Source organism: Flavicella sp. IMCC45668 (genome assembly GCF_057219105.1).
This window is the reverse complement of sequence record NZ_CM170114.1, coordinates 2818878-2831888: the sequence shown is the minus strand read 5'-3', so window position 1 is coordinate 2831888 and position 13011 is coordinate 2818878. Positions and strand designations below refer to the sequence as shown.

7 protein-coding genes are annotated in these 13011 nt (G+C 35.2%); all 7 read right to left on the bottom strand.

Annotated features, from left to right (window positions below; translation table 11 throughout):
- Positions 1-8 precede the first annotated feature (8 nt).
- The 7 genes from AC2DZ0_RS11555 to AC2DZ0_RS11525 all read right to left on the bottom strand — a co-directional run bounded on the left by AC2DZ0_RS11555 (position 9) and on the right by AC2DZ0_RS11525 (position 13003).
- The gene (locus AC2DZ0_RS11555; protein ID WP_484641907.1) at positions 9-1550 is read right to left on the bottom strand and encodes a sulfatase family protein; all 1542 of its coding nucleotides are present in this window, start codon (positions 1548-1550) and stop codon (positions 9-11) included.
- 6 nt (positions 1551-1556) lie between these two features.
- Positions 1557-2978, bottom strand: a complete 1422-nt coding sequence (locus AC2DZ0_RS11550; RefSeq protein WP_484641905.1) for a glycoside hydrolase family 28 protein — start codon at positions 2976-2978, stop codon at positions 1557-1559.
- Positions 2979-3219: 241 nt separating this feature from the next.
- On the bottom strand, positions 3220-5007 hold the full coding sequence (locus tag AC2DZ0_RS11545) for an arylsulfatase (protein ID WP_484641904.1): 1788 nt from the start codon (positions 5005-5007) through the stop codon (positions 3220-3222).
- A gap of 274 nt (positions 5008-5281) precedes the next feature.
- Positions 5282-6808 carry an alpha-L-fucosidase gene (locus AC2DZ0_RS11540; RefSeq protein ID WP_484641902.1) on the bottom strand — a complete coding sequence of 509 codons (1527 nt, stop codon included), beginning with the start codon at positions 6806-6808 and terminating at the stop codon, positions 5282-5284.
- A complete protein-coding gene (locus AC2DZ0_RS11535) occupies positions 6809-8701 on the bottom strand; it encodes a hypothetical protein (RefSeq protein WP_484641901.1) in 1893 nt (630 codons plus the stop codon).
- A gap of 119 nt (positions 8702-8820) precedes the next feature.
- Positions 8821-10119 (bottom strand): glycoside hydrolase family 117 protein, encoded by a 1299-nt coding sequence (locus AC2DZ0_RS11530; RefSeq protein WP_484641900.1) that lies wholly within the window; start codon positions 10117-10119, stop codon positions 8821-8823.
- Between the two features lie 46 nt (positions 10120-10165).
- Positions 10166-13003, bottom strand: a complete 2838-nt coding sequence (locus AC2DZ0_RS11525) for a glycoside hydrolase family 2 protein (protein WP_484641898.1) — start codon at positions 13001-13003, stop codon at positions 10166-10168.
- Between the last annotated feature and the right edge of the window lie 8 nt (positions 13004-13011).

Here is a 13011-nt window from a genome sequence, read left to right as displayed (position 1 = left end):
TGTATGGTTTATTCATAATAATCCCAAAAATCCACAGGATAATCATTATGTTCTTTATAATCGTTTAATTGAACTGCCTTAGTCTGCATTTCTTTTCGCATACTTTCTACAATCTCTTTGTATTCTGGTAAAAACGCCAAATTAGTAGTTTCCCAAGGATCTTTTTTGAAGTTAAAAAGCAAAGTTGTTTTAGTACCAGATACAAATGTTTTTTTCGACTTTTTATCACTGTCGGGTGCTCTTACAAATTCTATTAATTTATATTCACCTTTTCTGAAAGCTCTTTGGTGTTGTCTATAGGCATGGTAGGTATAATCTCTCACCTGTTTTTTTTCACCATTTATTACTGGTAATAAACTTTTACCTGTCACTGAATTAGGGATTTTCACATTAGCAATATCACAAATTGTAGGATAGATGTCGTGTATATAACTAAAGGCATCATATCTTTTTCCTTTTCCTTTCATTTTCCCCGAAATGATTAACGGGACGTGAATTCCATCTTCATCATAAATATTTTGTTTCCCTAATAAGCCATGATTTCCAACACCCAATCCACTATCTCCAGATAAAACAATAATTGTATTTTCATATTGTCCTGTTTTTTTCAAACTTTTGATTACTCTTCCTATTTGAGCATCTAAATGTGTAATAATGGCATAATAATCTGATAAATGTTTACGTGCAATTTCAGGAGTTCGTGGCCATGTATCTAGAGCTTCGTCTCTAGTGGTCATGTGTCCATTATCAAAAGGATGTTGCGGTAAATATGAAGGCATTAACTTCATCTTCCTCTCAGGATACATGTTTTTATATTTTTTCGGCGCTTGTCTAGGATCATGCGGAGCATGAAAAGCCAAGTACATAAAAAATGGTTTTTCTTTATTATTATTTCTAATAAAATCTACAGCTTGGTCTGCATATATCTCAGAAGTATGAGGCCCATTCTTTTCGGTATTCATAGGTCCTTTTTTCTCTCCTTTTTTAACCTTTCTTTTGGTTACATTTTCTTTTTCATCGTACACAAAAATATAAGCATCCTCTTTTTTGTATTTTCCATCAGCTCTCCAATCCCACAAGGGCATTCTATAATGATCTGTTAAATAAATACCCCTACTCATGACTGTATTACCGCTATTGAACATTCTACCCAACGAATAATTATCTTGATGCCATTTTCCAACCATATGAGAATTATAACCGGCTTTTAAAAACGTTTCACCAATTGTAGTATGCTCCTTAGGAAGTACCCTTCCAATTCCTTTTAAATCAAATAATTTCCTCCCGGATAATAATTGTGCCCTACTTGGCATACAAGTTCCACCGTTATAAGAACCCATTAAATACGTATTTGTAAAAATAATCCCTTCTTTAGCTAAAGCATCAATATTTGGAGTTTTTACTGCTTGGCCGGCCAATTCATGAATACCAGAATACCTATGATCATCGGTATAAATTAAAAGCACATTTGGATTCTCAGACTTTTTTTGAGCAACTAAATTTGATGAAACTAGAATTGCTAACAAACAAATTTTAAACAACTTTACCATAACAAACTAGTTTACATTAATCTTAACTACTTCTTTTCTTTCATCTTTCTCTCTTAAACTAAAAGAAACATTGTTCGTTGTTAAGTTTTCAATATGTCTTGCAAAAAGTCCATATGCCGGTGTAGCCCCTAATTTGGTAAATTCTGGATATTGAATTTCATTTTCTGGTACTACAACAGCAGCATCACTTTTAGTAGCTCCTCCTGGCAAACTAATCTTTACATTTTCAACAGTTATTTTGCCTAATTTATGATTTGGAGTTCCTGAAAAATAAAATCCTGTTGCCGGAGTCATCCTCAACTTATTGTTTTCAGACACATACGCATCTATATTTCTAATAACAACATTATTTATGGATCCAACAGGTTTTCTCTCTGCATTTCGGTACACCAATCTACGTTCACATAAACGTATAAAAATTGGCATCTCTACATTTTCCATTTTAATATTCTCAATCAAAATATTTTCTACATGAGCACCATCAGCACTTAACACCTTGATACCTCCCCCACGGGTATCATGCACCAAACAATCTCTAACTGTAATATCTCTAAAATCACCCATCGATTCTGTTCCAAACTTTATAGCACCCCAATAACTTTTTATTTTACAATCATAGACTTCTACATTGGTTGTTGGTTTGGGTGAGGTTGATTTAAAACAGATAGCATCATCTCCCGAATCGATGGTGCAATTTTTTATCTCACCATTTGTGCTTGAATCAATATCGATAGCATCATTATTTCTGTTAGCATGGCTATGAATATCAATTCCATCAACTAGAAAATTAGAACATTCTAAAAAGTGTAAAGTCCAAGCTGCAGGCTGACGTAAATGAATATCTTTCAATGTTACATTTTTAGACCTCACCATTCTAACCAAAAATGGACGATTGGACATTCTAATTTTATCACTTACGTATTTATTCGTTTTTGATACTAATCCATCAAGGTTAGGCTCTACCAACGTAATACCCAATTTTTGAACCGTCTTTTTTATATTTTTAGGAGTAAACATTTCTCCTTGACCATTGATCGTTCCTTTCCCAGTAATAGAAGTATTAGAAACATCTATCGCACCAATAAAACACTGACCTCTAAACTGACCTGTTGCATCTATAAAAGGCTCTACCACCGGATAATCATTTGGATTGATACTCCCCAAAAGAGTAGTCCCTTCTTCAATTTTAAAATTGATGTTATTTTTTAAGAGAATCGTACCAGAAACATAGGTCCCACCCGAGACTAAAACCGTTCCACCACCTGCATTTGCACAGGCATCAATTGCTTTTTGAATAGCTTCGGTATTCACAGTGGTTCCGTCTGCAAGTGCACCATAATCTCTAACGTCCCAAATTTCTTGTTTATCACAAGAAATTAGCGTTATTATCAAAAAAAAGCTTAATAAATTAATCCATGTATTTTTCATTATAATCCTAGTTTTAGTTGAAAATTTTCTGATTCTCAAACTTAACTTATTATAAAAAAACAAGACTATACATATGATTTTCTTATTAGAGGAAATGTACTATTTACCTTAATATTACCCCTAATAAACCCTTTTGAATCCGAAGTTTATATAATTATTACAACTTTTATGCATGAGTAAAACACAGATCAAAAACATGACTTACCCCGTAATTCTAAAAAAACAACCTCTTAAAAATGCATCAATCATTCATCTTTTTTACATAGGTATAATAAACCCCATAAGATTTCTTTCCCTCTACAAAATCTGTAATCAAAAAGGTTTTTCCAGTATCTAATGCTACATAAAAAACAACCTCTTCATCCTCATCATGAATGTTTTTTTCTAAAATCTGGTTCGCTATCTGTATCCGAACTTTTTCAGGAGAAATCTCTTTATATGAAAACCAATCCTTTGGATTTCTTTCAGGAACTCCTAAAATTTTTCCTGAACACTCTTTTGGCCATCTCCTACAAGAAATTTTATACAACCCTTTTGAGGCTACTCTAAGGGCATGCGTATTGTTCTGATTTAAAACACCCGCTGCTACCTGCTCACTTTTCCAAATGGGTTTATCGTTTCCAATGGCATGCTGTATGGTAAGTTTTGTTTCCACTTGGCCTGCCCCACCTACAACAAAAGATGGAAACTGATAATATTCTGGGTATTGTTTAGTTACTTTCAGAAAAGCCGCATTATCCTTTAACAATTGTTCCACAACTTCCGGATAAACCTCGGAAAGATCATTTTTTTGTTTTCTATCTTTTTGGATGTCATATAATTCTTTACCATCTACCAAACGCCAATTTTCTTTTACAATGCACGTTTTAGCTACATCTGTTGGGGGTCGCCAATCTTGTCTATTATGAACAAAAATGGTTCGTTCTTCCAGGTTTTTCTTTTCTCCTCTCAATACTGGAGAGAAATCAACCCCATCTGAATGCACATTTAATGGCACTTGAATACCACACAATCCCGCTAAGGTTGGAATCAAATCTACATGTGCCGTTGTTGTTCCAATATCTTTACCTCCTATAATTTTTCCATCTTTCCAACGAATAAAAAAAGGTACACGATGCCCTCCTTCTACTTTATCTCCTTTTCTACCACGAAATCCATAATTATAACCTCGCTTCCCATCTCGACTCAAGCCACCTGTTGCTCCGTTATCTGTCATAAAAATAAGAATGGTATTATCTGCAAGTCCTTTCTTTTTTAAAAACCGATCTAATTTTCCAAAATTCTCATCAATATTGGCAATCATCCCGTAAAAATCTGCATTTACTATTTCTTTCCCCTCTTTTTCTTTATACGGCTTTGCGTATTTTGGGTCTACATAATGAGGACTATGAGGAGCATTCGTAGCCAAATAGATAAAAAATGGATTTTCTTTATGCTTTGCAACAAACTTCATTGTTTCATCAAACCATACATCAGTGCAATACCCTTTAAATTGCTTGGGTTTGTTATTTACAAAATACACATCGTTAAAATAATTATTCCCCCAATAGTCAGACAACTCTCCTACGCCACCAGCCTTATGCTGAACAACATAATCAAAACCACAATCACTCGGTCTAACCGGATAATTATCACCTAAGTGCCATTTTCCAAACATCCCTGTTATGTAACCATTTTGCTTGAAAACATCAGCCATCGTAGGTGTTCCCTCTGATAAAGCATCTCGCCCTTTATACGTTGCCCAAGCTCCATTATTAATAGGATATCTTCCAGAAATAATTGCTCCCCTTGTAGGGGTACATACAGAACTCACATGAAAGTCGGTCATTCGAATAGCCCGTTTATAAAACTTATCAATATTTGGTGTTTTTAACCAAGGATTTCCATGGCAACCTAAATCTCCAATTCCTTGATCATCCGTCAAGACCAATATAACATTGGGTTTTTTCATCTCTTTCTGCAACTTTTGCGCAAAACCACAAAAAGAAATTGAACTCAACAAAACGCATACAAAAACCAGTTTTCTCATATCATTAGATTCTATCAATTATAGAACATCTTTACGGTATTGAGCAAAAACTCTTCAAAAAAAGAATCAAGCCAACAAATACCTGTTAAAAAACAAACTTATGAATTGACTGCTGAATATACCATTTTTTATGCTAGACAGAAACTCAATGCTTTTTATACAATGGTTATACTTTTCAATTCTACAGAGGATATCTCTCTATTTTTCCTTAAAAAAAATACCCATCCAATATGGACGGGTATAAAAATCAACTAACATAATTTACCTGTCTAAACTACTCTAACTCTAATTTAAACACATTCGCGATTTTATTCATTTCTACATATGGAATCGTCAAATAAAACGAAGCCGTTGTTACATCAAATTCAGTATTCCTATTGGAACCCAAATGAGTAATTTTTTTTATTTTTCCTGGAGGAATATTTCTATGATACCCTCCAATTGATTTCATGGCAATTTTTTTGCCTTGTTTTGGTTCTCCTAAAAAGAAAATATACATGGCTTTTTTATCCTTTGCTACCGTAAAACGAATGTCACTTGCTGTATACTCAACGGATGAAGATTGTCCTGCATTATGACCATGCCCTGTTGAAGCATTTCCAAAACCATATAAATTATGTGGTCTTGTGCCGTAAACAGCCTCCCCATGCACTTGCATCCAATCTCCAATTTCTTTTAATACGTCCCTTTGTTCTTGATTGATTACACCCTCTGCAGTAGGAGAAACATTAAGCAACACTACTCCGTTTTTACTCCAAATATCAATCATATTTCTCACCACCAAATCTGCAGTTTTATAAGGATGCCCTTCCACATACATCCATCTGCTTTGACCTAATGTCATATCCGTCATCCAGGGAGTCGGCCATGAATCTTTTCTACCACCTTGCTCATAGTCTAACACACTATACTCCAAAGGTAAATCTTGCTGTTTATGTGCTAACATCACTTCTTTGTTTTGCTTCAATCCATTGTTAAAATGATGCGCAGCCATTTCATTTCTTTTCTCTTCTGGGATAAGGTTTAGCCAAGAGTCATACCATAAAATATCCGGACTGTACTTGTCTACCACTTCGTTTACCTGATCCAACCAATAGTCATTAAACTCTTCTATCGTTTCAAAGTTTCCAAATAACTTGCGCAATTTTGGATCTTTAGTTGCGGTTGGCAAATCTGGATGATAAACATAATGGCTATTATAGGCTATTTTCCACAACTCAGGATTATTTGCATTTCGCTGTCCATTTCTTGCATGATGAAATGTGGCTATGGTTTTCAACCCCTGCTTTTGAAGAGCTTCAAACATATCCCCTAAAATATCTCTTTTTGGCCCCATATCAGATGCATTCCAAGGATTCACCTCACTATCCCACATGGCAAAACCATCATGATGCTGCGCAACGGGCCCTGCAAACTTTGCTCCCGTTTGTTTAAATAAAGATGCCCAATCATCGGGATCAAATTGAGAAGCCTTAAACATTGGAATAAAATCTTCGTACCCAAATTCAAAAATACTTCCGTAAGTTTCTTCATGGTGTTTCCTAACCTTATTATTATCCTTATACATATTATGAGGATACCAAGCGCTTCCGTAAGCCGGAACACTATAGGGGCCCCAATGAAAATACATCCCTAATTTAGCATCTGCAAACCACTCTGGAGCAGCCCCATGTTGTTTTAATGACTCAAAGGTTGGCTTATAAACAACTGGTTTTTTATGCTCACTATTAGGCATACCACTACAGCCAGCAAGCATCCAACCAGCTAACAGGACTCCACTACAAAACTTAATCAAATTCATCTATTTATTTTTTTTATTGTAAACTTTCATCGTTACAGATGCTACATGTCCTCCATTATCTGGAAATGCAATACTTACATGGTTGTTCTTTGTTAAATACTCTACAGGAATTGGAATTTCTAGAACTCCATAAAAACGATCTCTTTGCTCTTGTAAATCACCAGCAATAACCTCTGAATACTCTAGACTTTTTCCATTGATCTGAACCCTAGGCATTAAACTTTTGTCATGGTTTCTACCGACTCCAACTCTTAGTACTGCCTTTCTACACTGATTGACAACAACACTATCTATAGTAAAGGTAAGCTCAGTATTCGCTTCAATAGATTGGTAATATTCTTTTGAATAATATTTAAACTCCTCTTGTGCTTTGACTAATTTTATAGATTTCTGAAAACTGTATTCTAAAACCATCGTACCTTCTGCTTCTAGCACAACATTATCCAACATATTTTTGAAAACGGATTCCTCAATTTTTCCTTCTCTTTCAACTTCAATTGATTTATAAGGAGCATAATGATGTTTTACCTTGATACTTTTTAATCTATAACCTTTCGGATTTAAAACATCTAATGCTATAGATTGTTTCTGTTCAGATAAATTATTTAAAATAACATACATCTTTTTACCCGCCACAAAAGCTTGGGTTTGAATATCTATATTGTTTGATTCAATAGCAATTCTCTTTCCCTTAACATCAGACCATAGTTGATAAAACTGAACTAAATCCGAATACACCCATTGCTCCCCACTTTCACCTTTTTTCTCAAATTGCTGTCTAAATAACCTGCTTCTATAGGGATGTCCGTCTTTAGTTCTACCCCATTCACATTTTAACATAAAAAACGGAATTGCCATGGCCACTGATTCTGAATGATCCATAAAAGTCATCAACATAGCATTGGCACTTTTTACATACAGAAAATCTCTCCAAGGAGTCCATGCTAAATCCCTATACCGATGTGCTTGAACCGAATACTCCGAGATGACCATAGGTTTAATCTTTCCAAACTTTATCATACTATACTGTTCTAACATATCTAAAGAAGCTTTCAAGTTACTTCCTTTACGATACTTTTTAATATAGCTTAGTTTGCCATTTTCATATTTCTGTTTACATGGGAAATCATAAAAATGCAACGACCAAAAATCCATATCATCACCTGTCAAATCAATGAATTTTTTCCATCGATATTCCCACCTCTTAAAATCATACTGTTCAAAATCCGGAAATGCGCAAGTAAAACCTCCCACTAAAACATCTGGGTTTATTTTTTTTATTTCATGAGCCACGGTAGAATGAAATTCAGCCATCTTAGCTACTGCTGCCTCTTCTTTCTCTGCAATACCTCTATTTTTTTTAGGTACTAAATCCCACATCGGTTCATTTATTACTTCTATAAACCTAGGTTTTTTCATTTCCCCAGTTGGATAAAAACTTTTTAAGTAGTGAGCCATAAACTCACCACTAGCAGTTCCGAATGGTTCCTTGCTAGAACTTGACTCAGATAGCGCCCAACCCTTTCTGGTAAGTTTTCCTTCTGGCCAAATTGGATGAAACTGAGCTCCAACAACCATATTGTTCAACCTTTTTTCGTAGCCAAACAAGTTGGGTTTCCTTTGATAAGATTGTACAAATCTTGCTCCCAATTTTTGAATATCCGTAACATCGGCAAAGCCAGGTCTATTAGGATCTTCTTTTACAGCATTCAAAGCCCCTTTTAAACCTCCAGTTTCTCTACCAAGGTACACATCATACCCCTTTAAAAAATCCTTTCTAATATCTGACACAATATGATCGCCAGCCCAATCACTAGACAAACTCGCGTGTATCGTAATGTACTTTTCACGGTCAAACTCTTCTATATCACCTACAATATGTTGCGTATTCATATCAACCTTAACATGGTTTACCTGAGCCGTACACACATAATGGAATCCTCCTAAGATTAGGAAGCAAAAAAACTTAAAAACTAATCGATCTCGTTTCACCTAGTGTTCTCTGTTTTAAACTACTGTTGTGTTTTTATTTTGTTGTTTTCTTCTGAAATTCTTTTTCGCTGTTTCTTACTTAAACCGTGCTTTTTGTAATGAAACTCTGGAGAGTAGTTATAATAATGTCTTTTCATCTCATCATCATGAATTTCTGTACTCAAATCACAATCAAAACGAGTCAGGATAGAATGTCTCCAATTTCCGCCAGCATTGATAAAATGAGAAATCCCCCATGTAATCCCTTTACCATCTTTAGTATCCGTAAAAGCATCTGGTATATATGGACCCGCCGCTACGGGTAATAATTCTGTAATGGCAGCTATTTCAAAATTCACCCAATCCTCTGCATACTGAATGGTATTATGCTCTTGCCCATCTCGCTGAACGATTGCTGCAACTCCTTTCTTAAAAGGAAATAAAGTTGTTTCATGTCCAGAATTAATAACGGGATTCAAGGGATGTTTTTCAAAAGGTCCCAATGGGTCTTCTGCAATTGCCAATCCTTGCATTCTTATCTTAGAAGGTTTTAATTCCGGACGCTTATCAAAATCTCCTTTATAGTATAAATAAATTTTACCATCGTGTACTAAAGGGTACGGATCATGAATCGAATATTGATCCCAAGAACCTTCCGGACCATTAGGAATAACGATTTTCCCAGTATGTTTCCATGGGCCATCTGGAGAATCTGCCACGGCAACTGATACTGGACAAAAGTCACCTCTTAATCCACTAGCCTCCATAAATGCCTGAAAATATAAATAATACTTGTCCTTAAATTTTAATATATCTGTAGTGGTAACAGACCTCCATCCTGGTTGTGGTTTTGGCGGTCTTGGCACGGCTATACCTTCCTCTTTCCAAGTAAAACCATCCTCAGAAGTAGCATACCAAATATCCGCTAAATCCCAATCAGCTGAAGGAATTACATCCGTTGCCTCTTTAGCACGTGACATCCCTACGGGTTTTACTGGTGTTTTTCTACCCGTATACCAAACATAGTATTTCCCATTTTCAAAAATTACTTTTGAAGGGTCTCTTCTTGTAATCGTACCATCACCATCATTATAATCAAGCCCTTTTAATTTCGTATACTTAAACTGTGTATACAATTCTGTTTGCTCAGGACGGATGTTTTCATAAGCATCATAATTTCTTTGCACAGCCGCACTCAAAGGGCGATCTGGTTTCTCTGCAGGTATAAAAAAAGGAAATTCCTTTTGATCACCTTTCATTGGTTGTTGTTCTTCTTGTTTATTCTGACAGGCAACGGTTACCATTGCAAACATCAGTAGGTATAGAAATTTATGCATCATGTTAATTGTTTAGTTTATTTAAATTCTCTTTGTAATAAAAGCAACACTAAAATTCAAAAGTTAAGTCCACTTTTATCATTTCATCATCGTTTCCAAAAATCATTTCTTCGTTACTGGTTGGTCCCATTTCTCCTAAATTTTTAAATTTTGAACCAATCGCTGGAATATTTTTCACAAAAGAAATATCCCCTTTAGGAAACTTTGTAACTGCCGAACCTCTTAAAGGTTCTGCTGGAGCCTCTGGTGTTAACATCCTCAAAAAAGTGTTTTTTGAATGACAATAAACATTAAAACCATTTTTATGATTTCCTCTAATTTTTGCCCAGTACAAACTAGAAAAGAATCCCTTAAATTCTGGATACACATAACCTGACTCACCCGTTATGGTATTGTTATAATCGTTTTCCCAAACTTTTAATTGAGTTCCTTTCATTCTATTTCTCCAAACTCGGTACGGACCATCTCCCAACCATTTCATACCGGCAACTTCCGTTTCTGGAAACGTGAAAGTAATTCCTTTACACACCTTCGTCTTTCGGGAAGTTTTAAAACTAACATGCAGATCTACCAAACCATTAGGATGCACCGTCCATTTGATATAGTCTTGATACATTTCTGTATTCTCTTTCCAGTCCCAATATTTTTTCTTGGCTTTCATAAGCGCCGTTATTTCGACTTTCTTTTTATATTTTTTAACCGTTACAGAAACCACCTCATTTTTACTATCCAAAATAACAGGTCCGTTTGTTAATGGAATCAGAGCATCTCCTTTTACCACTTTTGATATGAGTCCGTTTTTTGACGAAAATGTAAGCTCTAAATTCTTTACAGTAACCACTATATTCTCCTCTGTTTCCTTCAGTGATAATTTTCCTTTCTCTTCACTTACAACTTGTAATGCGTTGTGTTCTTTTGGCATTTTAACAGGATACGACCAAGTAAAAATCTCCTTTCCTTTAGGGTCTGTCGCTGTTAAATACAACACATCATTCTTTTGCCAAGCATCTGGCAAATCAACTTTAAAAACACCTCTATTCCCAGGAGTGATTGAGGGCATGATTACATTCGTTACAACATTTACTTGTTCCCCTGCAGCACCGTTTGGTCCTTCAAAAGAAACCCATTTGGCCGTCATCTTACAGGCGTTTAAATTCGTATAATGATAGCGGTTCTCTACCTTAAACTTGCCATTAAAACCATCTCTGATAAACCTATCTTCAATAAATATAGGAGACCATACTTCCTTAATCGTAAAATAGCTCCCTTCTTTTTCGCCATACGGCCCAACAATACCATCAGGTGCATGATTTCCGTCAGCGTCAAGAACACCTCCTTTATCAGTACGAACCACGCTCTCGTCTGCAAAATCCCATAAAAAACCACCTGCATTTAAAGGCATCTGCCACATTAATTTCCAATAATCATCTAAACCTGCCCCATGTCCACCATCATATAAACCATGCATAAATTCTGTTGGAAATGTAATTTTATCTTTTGCATATCCGTCATAAGCCAATCCATGATATGGTACATAATGAAACGTGTTTGTTTTTTTAAAAATCCCCCAAGGATGAATTACCTCACGCTGCTGAATATCCCATTTGGCAAATTCATCATCGAGTTGTGTATTCCAACCACTTTCGTTTCCATTATCCCAAAGCAATATTGAAGGATGACTTACATCTCTAGTTACGGTTTCTCTTATAATTTTCTTTCCAACCTCCACATCTAAATAAGGCACATGCCATGTACAAACTTCATCTAACACAAACAGACCTATAGAATCACAAGCTTCTAAAAAATGAACATCTGGAGGGTAATGAGACATACGAACTGCATTCATGTTCATATCCTTGATCATCTCAATATGCCTGATACTTAATTCTTTTGACGTTGTTCTACCAGATTCAGGATGAAAAGAATGCCTATTGACACCTTTGAATTTTATTTTTTGATCATTTACATAAATACCATCACTCTCTCTAACTTCAACTGTTCTAAAACCAATTTTTTGATAAACACTATGCAAAATGGCTCCTTTCTTATTTAACAAACTTATCTTTAGTCTGTACATATTCGGACTTTCAGGATTCCAGGTTTTGATATTTTTTGCATGGGTAGCAACGGTCCATTTTTGCTTTCCTTTTTCCATCGTAGTCAGGTTCAAATCTTGAATTTTGTTCCCTAAATCATCTTCCAAAAGCACCTTTATTTTATCAATCTTTTTAGAAGAGGTAAAAATAGCTGCCGTTATATTTCCATTTGCTTTTGCATCCACAGCAACGCGCTCAATATTTTCTTTTGGCAATACTTCTAAATACACAGGTCTATAAATCCCTCCAAAAATCCAAAAATCAGATTGTCTTTCTGCTGCATTGATAGATTCATTACTCGAGCGTTTGTGTACCGTTACTTCCAATTTATTTTCAGCCCCGTATTTCAATAATTTTGAAATAGAATATTTGAATTCATAAAAAGCTCCTTGATGTATTTCTCCAGCTAATTTCCCATTTATCTTAACTTCCGCATCAGTCATCACTCCTTCAAAAACAATTTTCACTTCATTGTTTTTCCAGGCTTCCGCTACAAAAAAGGAATGTTTATAAATTCCATGTTCATCAAAATAGGGTTTATTTATTTTAAAATCTCTACCATAATTATAGTTCCCAAAGCCCTGAAGTTCCCAACAAGACGGCACTTCTATTTGGGTCCATTTTTTACTTTGCATTCCGCCCGAACAATAAAAATCCCATGAAACGGTATGATCTTTATCGGTTCCTGACAAATACTTTTTAATTGTTTTAACGTTTTGTCCTTGGACTTGAGAGACAAAAACTGCCAACAAGATCAAAGTAAAAGTTCTGAGTATTAAGTTTAAATTCATTTTGCAAT